At 50.7% G+C, this 16,148-nt stretch carries 13 protein-coding genes and 2 pseudogenes; 1 reads left to right on the forward strand and 14 read right to left on the reverse strand.

Features of this window, described 5'->3' with window-relative positions; translation table 11 throughout:
* Positions 1-349 precede the first annotated feature (349 nt).
* The 13 genes and pseudogenes from sucD to sdhC form a co-directional block, all read right to left on the reverse strand.
* Positions 350-1,240 carry a succinate--CoA ligase subunit alpha gene (sucD, locus tag HMPREF1051_RS07405; RefSeq protein WP_003745608.1) on the reverse strand — a complete coding sequence of 297 codons (891 nt, stop codon included), beginning with the start codon at positions 1,238-1,240 and terminating at the stop codon, positions 350-352.
* A gap of 10 nt (positions 1,241-1,250) precedes the next feature.
* Positions 1,251-2,420: pseudogene (gene sucC / locus HMPREF1051_RS07410) on the reverse strand (ADP-forming succinate--CoA ligase subunit beta); the annotation flags it as partial.
* Positions 2,421-2,515: 95 nt separating this feature from the next.
* The gene (locus HMPREF1051_RS07415) at positions 2,516-2,803 is read right to left on the reverse strand and encodes a hypothetical protein (RefSeq protein WP_003755543.1); all 288 of its coding nucleotides are present in this window, start codon (positions 2,801-2,803) and stop codon (positions 2,516-2,518) included.
* A 313-nt stretch (positions 2,804-3,116) separates the two neighbouring features.
* Entirely contained in the window at positions 3,117-4,550 is a 1,434-nt protein-coding gene (gene lpdA / locus HMPREF1051_RS07420) for a dihydrolipoyl dehydrogenase (RefSeq protein WP_003766562.1), read from the reverse strand.
* Positions 4,551-4,742: 192 nt separating this feature from the next.
* The gene (locus HMPREF1051_RS07425; protein WP_003766565.1) at positions 4,743-5,012 is read right to left on the reverse strand and encodes a hypothetical protein; all 270 of its coding nucleotides are present in this window, start codon (positions 5,010-5,012) and stop codon (positions 4,743-4,745) included.
* Positions 5,013-5,209: 197 nt separating this feature from the next.
* Entirely contained in the window at positions 5,210-6,391 is a 1,182-nt protein-coding gene (odhB, locus tag HMPREF1051_RS07430; protein WP_003766557.1) for a 2-oxoglutarate dehydrogenase complex dihydrolipoyllysine-residue succinyltransferase, read from the reverse strand.
* A gap of 111 nt (positions 6,392-6,502) precedes the next feature.
* Positions 6,503-9,331 carry a 2-oxoglutarate dehydrogenase E1 component gene (locus tag HMPREF1051_RS07435; protein ID WP_003766559.1) on the reverse strand — a complete coding sequence of 943 codons (2,829 nt, stop codon included), beginning with the start codon at positions 9,329-9,331 and terminating at the stop codon, positions 6,503-6,505.
* Between the two features lie 207 nt (positions 9,332-9,538).
* Entirely contained in the window at positions 9,539-10,822 is a 1,284-nt protein-coding gene (gene gltA / locus HMPREF1051_RS07440; RefSeq protein ID WP_003755555.1) for a citrate synthase, read from the reverse strand.
* A gap of 117 nt (positions 10,823-10,939) precedes the next feature.
* Complete coding sequence (locus HMPREF1051_RS07445; RefSeq protein ID WP_003755557.1) at positions 10,940-11,188, reverse strand: succinate dehydrogenase assembly factor 2; 249 nt, start codon at positions 11,186-11,188, stop codon at positions 10,940-10,942.
* A gap of 3 nt (positions 11,189-11,191) precedes the next feature.
* Positions 11,192-11,899 (reverse strand): succinate dehydrogenase iron-sulfur subunit, encoded by a 708-nt coding sequence (locus HMPREF1051_RS07450; RefSeq protein WP_003678833.1) that lies wholly within the window; start codon positions 11,897-11,899, stop codon positions 11,192-11,194.
* A 124-nt stretch (positions 11,900-12,023) separates the two neighbouring features.
* Positions 12,024-13,787: pseudogene (sdhA, locus tag HMPREF1051_RS07455) on the reverse strand (succinate dehydrogenase flavoprotein subunit).
* A 2-nt stretch (positions 13,788-13,789) separates the two neighbouring features.
* Complete coding sequence (gene sdhD, locus HMPREF1051_RS07460; protein ID WP_003741798.1) at positions 13,790-14,131, reverse strand: succinate dehydrogenase, hydrophobic membrane anchor protein; 342 nt, start codon at positions 14,129-14,131, stop codon at positions 13,790-13,792.
* Complete coding sequence (sdhC, locus tag HMPREF1051_RS07465) at positions 14,125-14,502, reverse strand: succinate dehydrogenase, cytochrome b556 subunit (protein ID WP_003779309.1); 378 nt, start codon at positions 14,500-14,502, stop codon at positions 14,125-14,127. The genes sdhD and sdhC overlap by 7 nt, the downstream gene beginning before the upstream one ends.
* A gap of 499 nt (positions 14,503-15,001) precedes the next feature.
* Between sdhC and HMPREF1051_RS07470 the strand changes: the two genes are divergently transcribed.
* The gene (locus HMPREF1051_RS07470; protein WP_003766569.1) at positions 15,002-15,400 is read left to right on the forward strand and encodes a YkvA family protein; all 399 of its coding nucleotides are present in this window, start codon (positions 15,002-15,004) and stop codon (positions 15,398-15,400) included.
* A gap of 69 nt (positions 15,401-15,469) precedes the next feature.
* On the opposite strand, the gene HMPREF1051_RS07475 is transcribed toward HMPREF1051_RS07470, so the two are convergent.
* Positions 15,470-15,982 (reverse strand): lipoprotein, encoded by a 513-nt coding sequence (locus tag HMPREF1051_RS07475; RefSeq protein ID WP_003755569.1) that lies wholly within the window; start codon positions 15,980-15,982, stop codon positions 15,470-15,472.
* Between the last annotated feature and the right edge of the window lie 166 nt (positions 15,983-16,148).

The following is a 16,148-nucleotide window of genomic DNA, read 5'->3' on the forward strand; positions in this document are numbered from 1 at the left end:
ACAGGCTGTTCATAACTGCTCCTTAATGGGAAATGAATTCACATATGAGTAAGGTCGTCTGAAAAAGTATGATAGGAAGATGTTGATATGATTGATTTGTTTTTTGAGAATGATTATATATTGAATAAAAATTAAAGATAACACTGCAAAGTATAGAATATCCGACAATTTATGTAGCTTATGCGACAATCTGTACGATATAGTGGATTAACTTTAAACCACTATAACGCTGGAAACAAACGCCTAACGAAATTTGCAGATTATGGCAAACCAAGTAAAAAGGTCGTCTGAAAACCTGTTTCCAAGTTTTCAGACGACCTTTCAGCTTTTCAGTCAAAACGACCAAGCGTTACGCCAAGCCTTTTGCTTTCAACACTTCCAGCATGGTGCTGCCCAATTCGGCAGGGCTGCGGGTGTAGGCGATGCCGGCTTTTTCGAAAGCGGCGAATTTTTCTTCCGCAGTACCTTTGCCGCCGGAGATAATCGCACCGGCGTGGCCCATGCGTTTGCCTTTAGGAGCGGTCACACCTGCGATGTAGCCGACAACAGGTTTGGTTACGTTGGATTGGATGTATTCGGCTGCTTCTTCTTCCGCAGTACCGCCGATTTCACCAATCATGATAATGGCGTCGGTATCGGGGTCTTCTTGGAAGAGTTTCAGCGCGTCGATTTGGTTCATGCCCGGAATCGGGTCGCCGCCGATACCGATACAGGTTGATTGACCCAAGCCCAGTTTGGTGGTTTGTGCCACGGCTTCGTAAGTCAATGTACCGGAACGGGAAATGATGCCGATGCGGCCCGGAGTGTGGATGTGGCCCGGCATAATGCCGATTTTGCACTCGCCCGGAGTAATCACGCCCGGGCAGTTAGGGCCGACCAAACGGGTACCGTTGCCGTTGGTTTCCAAATAGCGTTTGGCTTTGAGCATGTCCAGAGTCGGTACGCCTTCGGTAATCACAACCACCAAGCCTACGCCGGAATCAACAGCTTCAACGATAGAATCCAACACAAACGGAGCGGGAACGTAAATTACGGATGCGTCTGCGCCGGTTTCTTTAACCGCTTCTTTCATGGTGTTGAACACGGGCAGGTTCAGGTGGGTTTGACCGCCTTTGCCCGGGGTAACGCCGCCGACGACTTTAGTGCCGTAAGCCAGAGCTTGTTCGGAGTGGAAAGTACCGTTTTTACCGGTGAAACCTTGAACCAATACTTTGGTGTCTTTATTAATCAATACGCTCATTCTTTTCTCCTTAGGCGTTTACGGCTGCGACAATTTTTTCGGCTGCGTCATTCAGGCCGTCGGCGGAAGTCAGTTTCAGACCTGATTCGTTCAGGATTTTCGCGCCGAGTTCGGCGTTGTTGCCTTCCAGACGGACAACGACAGGCACGTCAACGTTGATTTCTTTAACGGCTGCCACGATGGCTTCCGCGATCATGTCGCAACGGACGATACCGCCGAAGATGTTGATCAATACGCCTTTGACGGATTTGTCTTCGAGAATCAGTTTGAACGCTTCAACTACGCGCTCTTTGGTTGCGCCGCCGCCTACGTCCAAGAAGTTGGCAGGTTGGCCGCCTTTGAGTTTGATGATGTCCATGGTTGCCATCGCCAAACCTGCGCCGTTCACCATACAGCCGATGTTGCCTTCCAGCGCAACGTAGTTCAGGTCGAATTCGGATGCTTTCAGCTCGCGTTCGTTTTCTTGAGATTTGTCACGCAATTCAGCGATTTTCGGCAGGCGGTAGAGCGCGTTGCTGTCGATACCGATTTTGCCGTCCACGCAGGCCAGTGCGCCGTTTTCGCGGACTGCCAGCGGGTTCACTTCAAACAGGGCGAAGTCGTTGTCGACAAACGCTTTGTACGCGCCGGTCATCAGTTTGACGAACTCGTTGATTTGTTTGTCTTTCAAGCCCAGTTGGAACGCAACTTCACGCGCTTGGCAGGGTTGCAGGCCGACCAGCGGGTCAACGGTTACTTTGAAGATTTTTTCAGGGGTTTCAGCGGCAACTTTTTCGATTTCCACACCGCCTTCGGTCGAAGCCATGAATGTGATGCGACGGGTAGAACGGTCGACCACCGCGCCCAAATACAGCTCGGTTTGCACCGGATACATGTCTTCGCAAACCAAAACGCTGTTGACCGGCTGACCGTTGGCATCGGTTTGATAAGTAACCAAATTGGTGCCAATCAGGCTTTCTGCCACTTCTTTGGCTTCTTCACGGCTTTTGACGACTTTTACGCCGCCCGCTTTACCGCGTCCGCCTGCGTGGACTTGGGCTTTAACGACGGCAAATTTGCCGCCCAGTTTGTCGTAAGCGGCTGCGGCTTCTTCGCCGTTGTGCGCCAAAATACCGCCTTGCACGGGCAAGCCGTAGCTTGCCAGCAGTTCTTTAGCCTGATACTCGTGTAGATTCATGGATTTCTCCTTTAGATTAGTGGAATGCCCTGAGACTGCCCATAAATGACAACCCCGTGCGTTTCAGACGACCTTTCGGCGGTCGGAAAATCGTCGTTTCACTTGCTGAACGGCAACCACATCCGCGCAAGCAGATACATGATTGCGCCGCCGCCCCCGAGGATAAAAAAGACGATGCCTTTTTTACGCGAATTCGGGCAGAGCAGGTAAACGGCAAGGCTGAAACTGATAAACAACAATGCCACGCGCCAAACCAATTCTTTGTCTTTGAAGCGGTTGAGCGTATAAGTTTCGGTCATCATCACATACATCTGCCACAACGCGGCCATACACATGCTGATGATGCCCATCGGTATAAACAGGATACCGATTACTTCTTTATTCATAATCAAATGCTGTCTGTGAATGTGTCGCCGATTATATATAGTGGTTCAAGTTTAAACCAGTACTGCGTTGCCTCGCCTTGCCGTACTATCTGTACTGTCTGCGGCTTCGTCGCCTTGTCCTGAATTTAAACTTAACCCACTATCGTAGATTCATAGAAAATGCTTAAATCGTCATTCCGACAAGAGAACAATGGCAACTGATATGCCCTATTTTCCCTCTATACCTATCGGAACATTGCTTCCGAACATTCATCTTTCCGAAAAGGTCGTCTGAAACTTTTTCAGACGACCTTTTATGCTTTACTTGACCTCATCAGCCATGCAAAGCGCGCTTGTCGGCGGCCAGTGCGGCTTCGTGAACCACCTCGGACAAGGTCGGGTGGGCATGGATGATGCGTGCGATGTCTTCGCTGCTGGCGAAGAATTCGAGCGCAGTGACGCCTTCAGTGACCAATTCGCTGACAACCGGGCCGATCATGTGTACGCCCAAAATGCGGTCGGTTTTGGCATCTGCCAACACTTTGACCGTACCTTTTGCCTTACCCATTGCCAACGCGCGACCGTTTGCACCGAAGCCGGAAGTGCCTTTTTTGTATTCCACGCCTTCGGCTTTGAGCTGCTCTTCGGTTTTGCCGACCCAGGCGATTTCGGGGTCGGTGTAAATCACAAACGGTACGCTGTTGAAGTCGATATGCGGTTTCTGACCGGCGATGCGCTCGGCAACCGCCACGCCTTCGTCGCTGGCTTTGTGCGCCAGCATCGGGCCGCGAACCACGTCGCCGATTGCCCAGACATTAGGCAGGTTGGTGCGGCATTCGCCGTCCACTTTGATAAAGCCGCGCTCGTCTTTTTCCAAGCCGATAGCTTCGGCGTTCAAGCCTTTGGTGTTCGGAATGCGACCGATGGCGACGATGAGTTTGTCGAATACTTCGGTTTTGGCTTCGCCTGCGGCAGTTTGGTAGGCAACGGACACGCCTTTGCCTTCAGATTTGATGTCGCCGATTTTCACGCCCAGTTCGATGTTCAAGCCCTGCTCTTTGGTGAAGTATTTGAAGGCTTCTTTGGCAATTTGCTGGTCGGCGGCGACAAGGAAGGTCGGCATGGCTTCGAGGATGGTGACCTGCGAACCGACGCGGTTCCATACAGAACCCATTTCCAAACCAATCACGCCCGAACCGATGACGCCCAGTTTGGCGGGCACTTCGGTCAGGTTCAATGCGCCTTCGTTGTCCAATACGTTTACATTATCGATGGCAACCTGTGGCAACGGACGCGGTACGGAACCGGTCGCTACGATGACATGTTTGGCTTCGATAACGGTTTTTTCGCCTTTGTTATCGACTTCGATTTGGTAAGCATCACCGTTTTTGCCGGCAAATGAAGCCGTACCGAACAGGCTGGTTACTTTGTTTTTTTGGAACAGGAATTTCACGCCGCCGGTGAGCTTGGTTACGATGGCGTCTTTGCGTGCAATCATTTTCGCTGCGTCGAATTTGATGTCGCCGACGCTGATGCCGTGTTCGGCAAAATCATGCTGCGCAGCGTGGAAATGTTCGCTGGATTGCAACAGGGCTTTGGAAGGAATGCAGCCGACGTTCAGGCAGGTACCGCCCAGCGCGGGCGCGTCGCCTGCTTTGTTGACGCCCGCATCAACACAGGCGGTTTTGAAACCCAGTTGGGCGGCGCGGATGGCGGCAACATATCCGCCGGGGCCTGCGCCGATGACTACTACATCGTATTGAGACATGTGAAAAATCCTTTGTTTGACATTTTTGCCGCAGGAAAACCTTCGGCAAGAGTTCATCCACTATATTTTGCATAAGAGGTCGTCTGAAAGCGCGGCTTCAACGCAGTTAAAACTCATTCTGCCCTTTTCAGAGTACGAAGCCTGCCCGCAGGCACGACCTTTTGAAACTTCAGCCCGATTGGTTCGGACGCATCAACGGCGACAGGAATGCGGGCTGTATTCCCTGACTTCCTGTCCAGTGAAATTGTTGTAAACGCGGACGGTAGCGTGCGGATAGCGTTTGCACAAAACGCTGCGGGCAACGGGAATGCCTGCTTTGTTGCTGTCCATTTCAAAACGCTTGTTCAACATTCTGCCGCGCGCATCATAAGCGTTGACGGAATATTCCTTGCCTTCGAATGCGGCACACGAGCCAAGCAGGGAAACGACAGCCAAAAGCGGAAACAGGGAAATGGGTTTCATGGATATACTCCTATGGATTTTCATACCGTTTGCTTCTGCACGGAAAATGGCAGCAACAAACCATATTCTCCCTTAGATTTCAAACATCCCGCTGTTTTCAGACGACCTTTTTTTGTTTCAAGGTCGTCTGAAAGCCAGTAAGCAGCCCGATTTCAAACTGCTTTGTTTTTATCCGCTTTATATCCCTTTGGCGGCGTTTACAGATCCAACAACAGGCGGGCCGGATCTTCCAGCGCGTCTTTGATGGCAACCAAAGTCAGCACGGCTTCGCGGCCGTCGATGATGCGGTGGTCGTAAGAGAGCGCCAGATACATCATCGGACGGACGACGACTTGACCGTTTTCCACGACTGCGCGCTCTTTGGTCGCGTGCATACCCAAAATGGCGGATTGCGGTGGGTTGATAATCGGGGTGGACATCATAGAGCCGAATGTACCGCCGTTGGTAATGCTGAACGTACCGCCGGTCAAATCTTCCAGCGCGATTTTGCCGTCTTTGGCTTTTTTGGCGTAATCAACGATGGCTTGTTCGATGTCGGCAATGCTCATTTGGTCGGCATCACGCAGAATCGGAACGACCAGACCGCGCGGGCTGCCGATGGCGATACCGATGTCGAAGTAACCGTGATAAACAATGTCGTTGCCGTCAACGGAAGCATTGACCACCGGATATTTTTTCAGCGCGGCAACGGCTGCTTTGACGAAGAAAGACATGAAGCCGAGTTTGGTACCGTGTTCTTTCTCGAATTTTTCTTTGTATTTCGCGCGCAAGTCCATGATGGGTTTCATGTTGACTTCGTTGAACGTAGTCAGAATCGCGTTTTCCTGTTGCGAAGCCAAGAGACGCTCGGCAACACGGGCGCGCAGGCGGCTCATCGGAACGCGTTGCTCCGGACGCGCACCCGCGGGAACAGGCGCAGGCGCGGCAGCTGGCGCAGCGGCTGGTTTGGCGGCGGCGTTTTGCACGTCTTCTTTCAAGACGCGACCGTCGCGGCCGGAACCTTGCAGCGCGTTCACATCCACGCCGGTTTCCGCTGCCAGTTTGGCGGCGGCAGGCATGGCGGCATTGGTTTGCGCAGCAGCGGGAGCAGCTTCAGGCGCAGGCGCGGCGGCTGGGGTTTCAGCAGAAGCGGAAGCGGTTGCTGCGGTATCGATGCGTGCCAATACTTGTTCGGCGGCAACGGTTTCGCCGTTTTGGGCGATGATTTCAACCAATACGCCGGCTTGTGGGGAAGGTACTTCCAAAACCACTTTGTCGGTTTCGATGTCAATCAGGATTTCGTCGCGCGCTACGGCTTCGCCGACTTTTTTCTTCCATTCCAAGAGCGTGCCTTCGGATACGCTTTCGGACAGCATGGGTACTTTTACATCAATAATCATTTTGTGTCTCCGGATGGTCGTTGGTTTTCAGACGACCTGTTGTGTGTTATCTCTTTTGTTTGGCGGGCGTTCCGTCTGAGTGTTTCATTCGGAACGCCGCACCGTATTGCGTTACAGCGTCATTGCGTCTTCAACCAGTTGTTTCAGCTGGGCGACGTGTTTGCTCATATAGCCGACGGCTGGCGATGCGCTGCTCGGACGGCCGGCATAAGACAGTTTTTGACTTTCGCCGATAACGTCTTCCAAGCGGTGGCGGATTTGGTAGAACGCGCCCTGGTTTTTCGGCTCTTCTTGCGCCCAAACCACGGATTTCGCGTTCGGATATTTCGCCAACTCTGCGCGCACCTCGTCGTATGGGAACGGATAAAGCTGCTCGACGCGGACGATGGCGACATCGTTTTCCAGTTTGCGCTCGGCGCGGCCTGCTTCCAAATCGTAGTAAACCTGTCCGGCGCAAAGAATCACGCGTTTCACGCTTTCATTGTTGCCACGCTCGGCGGTATCGCCGATAACGGGACGGAAGCGCGAACCTTCGGTAAAGTTTTCCAGCGGGCTCATCGCACCTTTGAAGCGCAACAGGCGTTTGGACATGAAAATCACCAGCGGTTTGCGGTACGAACCCAAGACTTGGCGTTGCAGCAGGTGGAACATTTGCGACGCTTCAGACGGCATGATGATTTGCATATTGTGTTCGGAGCACAGTTGCAACCAACGTTCTACGCGGCCGGATGAGTGTTCCGGACCCTGACCGTCGTAGCCGTGCGGCAGGATGGTGGTCAGACCGCAGAGACGGCCCCATTTGGTTTCGCCGGACGACAGGAATTGGTCGATGGTCACTTGCGCGCCGTTGGCAAAGTCGCCGAACTGCGCTTCCCAAATGGTCAGTTTGTCGGGCGCGGAGCAGGCAAAACCGTATTCGAACGCCATGACCGCTTCTTCATTCAAGATGGAGTCAATGACGAGGAATTCGCCTGCGCCTTCGCCCATATTGCGCAGCGGTACATAAGTGCCGTCATCCCATTTTTCGCGTTTTTGGTCGTGCAATACGGCATGGCGGTGTGAGAACGTACCGCGTCCGGAGTCTTCGCCGGAAATGCGCACGCCGTGGCCTTTGGTGACCAGGCTGGCGTATGCGAGGGTTTCCGCCATACCCCAGTCAATCGGCTGACTGCCCGCAGCCATGCCTTTGCGCGCTTCGAGCACGCGTTTGGCAGTCGGATGCAGTGCAAAGCCTTCGGGAACGGCGGTAAATTTCTCGGCAAGACGCTCGATGTCGGCAGCGGGCAGGCCGGTTTCCACATCTTCGCGCCAGTCTTTACCTTGGTATTTGCTCCAGTCGATTTGCGTGCGTTGGAAGTTGCTCAACGTCGTTTGCTCGACATGTTCGCCTTTGTCCAAAGCATCGCGGTAGGCTTGGATATAGCCGTCGGCTTCTGCCTGCGTTACCACGCCTTCTGCAATCAGTTGCTCAGTGTACAAAGCACGCGCACCGGGGTGTTGCGATACTTTTTTGTACATCATCGGCTGGGTCAGGGTCGGATCGTCGCCCTCGTTGTGGCCCCATTTGCGGTAGCAGACGACATCGATCACGATGTCTTTGTTGAATTTCTTACGGTAGTCCAAAGCGGCTTGGATGGCGAAGCAAACGCGTTCCGGATCGTCGCCGTTGACATGGATGACCGGAGCGGAAACCATTTTCGCCACGTCGGTACAATGCACGGTCGAACGGGTGTCGCGGGTATCGGAGGTGGTAAAGCCGATTTGGTTGTTGATGACGATGTGGACCGTACCGCCGGTGGTGTAGCCGCGCGTTTTGGACAGATTGAACGTCGCTTGGTTGACGCCCAAGCCGACAAATGCAGAGTCGCCATGAATCAATACGGGCAATACTTTGTCGCGACCGTTTTCGCCCAGGCGTTTTTGTTTGGCGCGTGCAGAACCTTCAACAACAGGATTCACGATTTCCAAGTGAGACGGGTTGAACGCCAAAGAAACGTGCATCGGACCGTTCGGCGTAGCGATGTCGGAGCTGAACCCCATGTGGTATTTCACGTCGCCGCTGGGCAGTTTGATTTCGGCACGGCCTTCAAATTCGGCAAACAAATCGCCCGGTTTCTTGCCCAAAATGTTGACCAAGACATTCAGACGACCTCGGTGTGCCATACCAATTATGACTTCTTCGACGCCGTCTTTACCTGCGTTTTGAATGAGGTAATTCAGACCGGCAATCACGCTCTCGCCACCTTCTACGCCAAAGCGTTTCTGACCGACATATTTGGTATGCAGATAACGCTCCAAAGTCTCGGCAGCGGTCATTTCTTTCAGGATGCGGCGTTTCTGTTCGGCACTGTAACTCGGGGTGGACAGCACATCCTCAAAATAATTGCGCAACCAGCGGCGCTCTTCGGTATTGGGAATGTAGATGTATTCCAATGCGAGGTGGCCGCAGTAGGTTTGCTTGAGGTTGCTGATGATTTGGGACAGGGGCAGTTTGCTTTGGCCGGAAAAATCGCCCTCGCCCATATTGAACTGAACCGCCATATCGGCATCATTCAGTCCGTGGAATTTGGGATCGAGGGCTTCAATGTTGCGTGGCGGGATACGTTTGAGCGGGTCAAGCTGAGCAGCGCCCACACCTTGAATACGGTAAGCAGAAATCAACCGCAGTACGCCGACCTGTTTCTTCATCATGGCTTCATCCATACCGCCGGCAATAGCCGCTGTCGATTTGGTTTTTGCCAAATTGGCGAAGGATTCACGGATCGGAGCATGGGCGATATCAACATCCGCCGCACCGGGCTGCTTGCTTAAGTCGGTGAAATACTGCTTCCATTTTTCATCGACCGAATTGGGGTTTTCCAGGAAATTCTCATACAACTCCTCGATGTAGGGAGCATTTGAACCGAACAGATAAGAAAAATTGAGTTTTTCATCCATCATGACGCGAGCTCTTTTCTTTAAAATATAAACAAAGGGTAGAATTCCATGTGTTTCAACGGAATCCATGCCGTTTGAAATGACACTTCATTCTACCCTATTTCCAGCCAAATTACTTGTATCTGTTTCGTTTGCTGCAGACAAACTTATTTAAAAAAACTATTCGGCTTTCTCAAATGAAGTTCTGACAACATATTAATATACCGATTTTCAGCGTTTATCCGCCGGCACATAATCGCGGCGTTCCGCACCGGTATAAAGTTGGCGCGGACGGCCGATTTTCAGCGAAGGATCGCCGATCATTTCATGCCAGTGCGAAATCCAGCCCACGCTGCGTGACAGGGCAAAGATGACGGTAAACATTTCGGTCGGAATGCCCAGCGCGGACAGGACAATACCGGAGTAGAAGTCGACGTTGGGGTACAGCTTGCGCTCTACGAAGAACGGGTCTTTCAGAGCAATTTGTTCCAATTCCATTGCCAGCTTGAATTTCGGACTGTCTTCCAAGCCCAATTCTTTCAGTACTTCATAACAGGTTTCACGCATGATGCTGGCGCGCGGATCCATATTGCGGTACACACGGTGTCCGAAGCCCATCAGGCGGTATTTACGCTGTTTCACGCCTTCCATATATTCGGCAACACGGGACACATCGCCGATTTCGTCCAACATTTTCAAGACAGCTTCGTTCGCGCCGCCGTGGGACGCACCCCACAGACAGGCAATACCGGCAGCGATACAGGCAAACGGGTTCGCACCTGAAGAACCTGCCAGACGGACGGTCGAAGTCGATGCGTTTTGCTCGTGGTCGGCATGAAGGATAAAGATGCGGTCGAGCGCGCGTGCCAATACAGGATTGGGTTTGTAGTCTTCACATGGTGTGGCAAACATCATGTGCATGAAATTTTCGGAATAAGAGAGGTTGTTTCTCGGATAATTGAACGGCAGACCGTTGGAATAGCGGTAGCACATTGCTGCAATCGTCGGAATTTTGGAAATCAGGCGGTAAATCGCGATTTTTCGGTGTTCGGGGTTCGTAATGTCCAGACTGTCTTGATAGAACGCAGACAATGCACCGACCACGCCGACCATCATCGCCATCGGATGCGCATCGCGACGGAAGCCACGGAAGAACCAAGTCAGCTGTTCATGCACCATCGTATGACGGCGGACGGTATTGTCAAATTCTGCCTTTTGCTCAAGCGTCGGCAGTTCGCCGTAAATCAGCAGGTAGCAGACTTCCAAATAATCGGATTTTTCGGCAAGTTGTTCGATGGGATAACCACGGTAATACAGCAGACCTTTGTCGCCGTCGATATAAGTGATTTTGGATTCGCAGCTTGCTGTTGAAACGAACCCGGGGTCGAATGAGAATAAGCCTGTGTTTTTCGTCAGTGCGCGGATATCGACCACGTCATGACCGATGCTCGCTTCCAATACGGGCAGTTCTAAATCCTCTTGATTGGGTACGTTGAGTTTAATTGATTTGGACATATTTATCGCTCCTTTGTAGGTTGGGGCTTTCGTTGCTGCCTATGCAGCACGGTCTTTATTTTCAGACGACCTCCGTATCCTAGAAATCCGCCGAAAGGCAGGCGGATTTCCAATACGTCAAGCTTGTCTGATTTTTTCAAGCATGGGGATAAGGTGTTCCTTGTCTGTCGCCGAATGTCCGTTGATCAGAGCAAGAAGTTCTTGATCTTGAAACTCAAGGATTTCGGAAAACTCGGACAGCTCTTTATCGCTCAAATGCTCGAATTCTTTTTCCATAAACCTGCCGAAAATCAAATCTAACTCCAATAATCCCCGGCGGGTTTGAAAACGGATTTTCCGTTTGGCAATATCGTCAAAAACCATCATTTCTTAAACGGCTCGTTTCAACATAATTTCTTTAATCTTACCGATGGCACGGGTCGGATTCAAGTGTTTAGGACAGACGTCCACGCAGTTCATGATGGTATGGCAGCGGAACAGGCGATACGGGTCGTTCAAATTATCCAAACGCTCGTTGGTAATGGTATCGCGGCTGTCGGCAATGAAGCGGTAGGCATTCAGCAAACCGGACGGACCGACGAATTTGTCGGGATTCCACCAGAACGACGGACAGGCAGTCGAGCAGCAGGCGCACAAAATACATTCGTACAAGCCGTCCAGCTCTTTACGCTCTTCCTGAGTTTGCAGACGCTCTTTGTCGGCATCGATCGGATTGTCGTTAACGACGTAAGGCTTGATGGAATGGTATTGTTTGAAGAACTGGGTCATGTCCACAATCAGGTCGCGGATGACGGGCAGACCGGGCAGTGGACGGATTTTGACTGGTTGTTTCAGGCTGCGTAAATCGGTCAGACACGCCAAGCCGTTTTTGCCGTTGATGTTCATACCGTCCGAACCGCAAATACCTTCGCGGCAGGAACGGCGGAAAGACAGGGTATCGTCTTGCGCTTTCAGGCGCACCAGCGCGTCCAAAAGTTTCACGTCGGTAGGTTCCAGTTCCAACTCGTAACGTTGCATATATGGTTTGGCATCAACGTCCGGATTGTAACGGTAAATTTCAAAACTCATTTTTTCCATGAGAAGTGTTCCTTTTCTCATAAACCGCCTGATGGTTTTATGTTATGGGTTCAGGCTGTTCAGTGTGGTGGTGTATTTGATTTTCAGACGACCCCTTGTGATACAGAGGTCGTCTGAAAACGCATCAGTAAACGCGCTTGGCCGGTTTGATGTATTCCACGCTCAAAGGCTGGGTGTGCACCGGTTTGTAGGACAAGGTATTGGTATCTGAATGATACAGCGTGTGTTTCATCCAGTTTTCGTCATCGCGCTCAGGATGGTCGTCTGAAGCGTGCGCGCCGCGTGATTCTTTACGTGCTTCGGCAGACACCAAAGTCGCTTTTGCCACTTCAATCAGATTATCCAATTCCAAAGCTTCGATACGCGCGGTATTCCACACTTTGCTCTTGTCTTTGATTTCAGTACGCTTCACACGCTCGGCAATCGCCATAATTTCTCGAACGCCTTTGCTGAGAATCTCATCGGTACGGAACACGCCGGCATGCAGTTGGACGGAACGTTGCAGTTCGCGGCGCAGCGCATCAACGTTTTCGCCACCGGTTTGGTTATCCAAGCGTTCGATACGTTGGCGGGTCAGCTCGCCGGCATCGGCAGGCAGCGGTTTCCAATCGCTTTGCTCTTTGATGAATTTAATCATGCTGTCGCCGGCAGCTTTACCGAACACCACCAAGTCCAACAGAGAGTTGGTACCTAAACGGTTCGCACCGTGCACAGAAGCACAAGCGCACTCGCCCGCTGCGTACAGACCTTTCACCGGCACTTCATATTCGTCGCCTTGCGGAACAACGACTTCGCCGTGGTAGTTGGTCGGAATACCGCCCATCATGTAGTGGGTAGTCGGCACAACGGGAATCGGATCTTTAATCGGGTCGATACCGGCAAACTGAATGGAAATCTCGCGGATGCCCGGCAGTTTTTCCATAATTTTTTCGGCACCAATATGGTCGATTTTCAGCAATACATGGTCTTTGTTTTTGCCACAGCCTCGACCTTCGTAGATTTCCATCGCCATCGCGCGAGAAACTACGTCGCGCGAAGCCAAGTCTTTTACGGTCGGCGCATAGCGTTCCATAAAGCGTTCGCCGTCAGCATTCAACAGAATACCGCCCTCACCGCGTACGCCTTCGGTAATCAACACGCCTGCACCTGCCACGCCGGTCGGGTGGAATTGCCAGAACTCCATATCTTCCAACGGAATGCCTGCACGGGCGCAAATACCCAAACCGTCGCCGGTGTTCATATAGGCATTGGTGGAAGACGCATAAATACGGCCGCCGCCGCCGGTAGCAAACATCACGGCTTTAGCGTGGAAAATATAAACTTCGCCGGTTTCCATTTCCATGGCAGTCACACCGACGACATCGCCGTTTTCATCACGAATCAAATCTTGCGCCGTCCATTCCACAAAGAATTGCGTATTGGCACGGACGTTTTGTTGATACAGGGTATGCAGCATCGCATGACCGGTACGGTCGGCAACCGCGCAAGCACGTTCTACCGCGCGTTTACCGTGTTCGGCAGTATGACCGCCAAAAGGACGCTGATAAATTTTGCCGCTTTCCACGCGGTCAAAAGGCATACCCATGTGTTCCAACTCAATCACAGCTTCAGGCGCGGCGCGACACATAAACTCAATCGCATCTTGGTCGCCCAGCCAGTCGGAACCTTTCACAGTATCGTACATGTGCCAGTCCCAACGGTCCTCCTGCACATTGCCCAAAGAGGCAGAAATACCGCCCTGCGCCGCTACGGTATGCGAACGGGTCGGGAACACTTTAGACAAAACGGCTCAATTCAGACCGGATTTGGATAATTGGAGGGCTGCGCGTAAACCTGCACCACCACCGCCGACAATCACGGCATCAAACTTGCGAACAGGAAAACCCATACTTACCCCCAAATTACTTTAACTGAATACACCAAGCAGCCGACCAACCAAACGATGGTGGCAACCTGCAAAAACAAACGCACGCCGAAGGGTTTGATATAGTCCATCCACAAATCGCGGATACCCACCCAAGCGTGCAAAAATACAGCGATAAAGCTGACTTGAGTGAACACTTTCACCCAAACTTGATCGAAAAATGCCTGCCATGCCGAATATTCTTTAGGCAGGGTAAACAGAATCACTAAAAGTGCAACGGTATAGATCAACATGATAACCGCAGTCGCACGCTGCATCGCCCAATCGCGCAAACCGTAATGCGCACCGGTCAATTTACGCTCTACCATAACAACGCTCCCAAAACGACGGTCAACACCAGCGCGGCAGCAAACACCAATTTGGCGGTATTGCGCGCAGTATTCAGCTCAAGGCCTTTGTGTGCATCTAAAAATAAAAAACGGATACCGGCGAGAAAATGGTGCAGATAAGCCCATAACACGCCGATTAAAATCAACTTGACCAAAGGATTGGAAACGATGGCACGGTAAGTTTCAAACGCCGACTCGCGGCTCAACGTACCGGACAGGAGATACAGCAAAACGGGAAGCATTATAAATAACCCTACCCCGCTGATGCGGTGCAAGATGGAGACAATTCCCGGTATAGGCAACCGTATATTGGGAATCTCCAAAAAGACAGGACGCGGTTTGACGGACATAGCCAGTTCCTCTGTATTTTTTTATCAGCTCAAAACCAATAACTCAAATTACATCGAGTTACATAAACTATAATTTACCTGTTTTATCCGATTTTGAACAGTCTAATTTATAAACAATCTAATAAATTTTACCAAAAAACATCATAAACTGTACCAATAACAAAACACTATCCATTAATAATTGAACCAATACCGCTTCAACTGCCATTCGGCAACCTCCATATGGCTTTCATGCCCTGAAATACCATCTTAATATCTTTGTTTTTATAATATATAAATAGAAATAAATATTATTTTTATAATCCAATAACCACAAAATTCGAATATAAATCGAACTGCAAAAACATTACATTCAACGCCTGCAATCGGTATGTTTCAGACGACCTCTTCAGCGCCTATCACAAAACTGCACTATACTGACATTTCTTTGCCTTACTCCGTTTTATACTTTGCCCGCATTACGACAAACCCTTCCCACTCAATTACTGTGAGGCTTGTTATGAAACATTCCGAAGAAAAACAATACACCCATTCTTCCGATCCGGAAAACTTTATCCCCAAATTCAGAAGGCGCAATTTGGATAAAACGGGTTTTCTCAATAAACTCGCCCGTTTTGCAGGTCGGTTGGGCGAACCCATCGTACGCCAGTTGTATGCGCTGTATTATCTTTGGGACTCCCCTCACACCCCCAGACGCGCCAAAATGATTATCGTCGGCGCATTGGTTTACTTCCTCAGCCCTATCGACAGCATTCCCGATTTGCTGGGTCCTTTGGGATTCAGCGACGACATTGCCGTCATTACTTTGGTGTACAGCCAGATGAAAACTTACCTGACGGAAGACATCAAAGAGCGGGCAAGACTGGCAACCGAGAAGCTGCTGCGTAAAACATCATAAATATCGACATCCACAAAACAAAAGGTCGTCTGAAAATTTTCAGACGACCTTTTGTTTGAAATGAGAAACTTATTTCAACGGAGTCATATTCATGACTTCCATCAGGAAGTTGGTAAATGCCGGATTAGAAGGTTTGTTACCCATATTTTTCCAGCGTTGCTGCCATCCGCGCAAGGCGTTTTGGATATACAGCTTGGATTGTTCGGTATTGATTTCGCCTCGTTGGCTGTCAACGGCAGAACGCAGATAAACCTCATATACGCTGTCATCCACGACATTACGGCCAACAAGTTGAATGCGGAACTTGTTCAGATATTGGGCAGCTTGAACTTTGGTCATTTTTCCTTGGCTGACCTGATAGCTCAAACGCGTTGCCTCATCGCGGATTTTTGAAACATCACTCCAATGCGAAGAAGCCAAACTGAACGCCGCAGATTTTTCACCCTTAGTCGTTTTAACATTAGGCTTAACATTAGTCGGACGGACAGGCACTTCTTGCAAGCTTGGGACATAAATGGTCTCACAACCGGCAAGTGCTGCCAACGCAAATAAGATGGGGATATATTTTTTCATGTCTACCATTATAATCAGGATTATCCAGATAACCAAATTCTATATCAATCTGACTTTTTCTGTTGACTGAATTACAACAACTTTCGCCTTACATTCCAATCTTTACACGATATGGTGGTTTATAGTGGATTAACTTTAAACCAGTACGGCGTTGCCTCGCCTTGCCGTACTATCT

Origin of the sequence: Neisseria sicca VK64 (assembly GCF_000260655.1) — a bacterium.
Lineage (GTDB): Bacteria > Pseudomonadota > Gammaproteobacteria > Burkholderiales > Neisseriaceae > Neisseria > Neisseria sicca_B.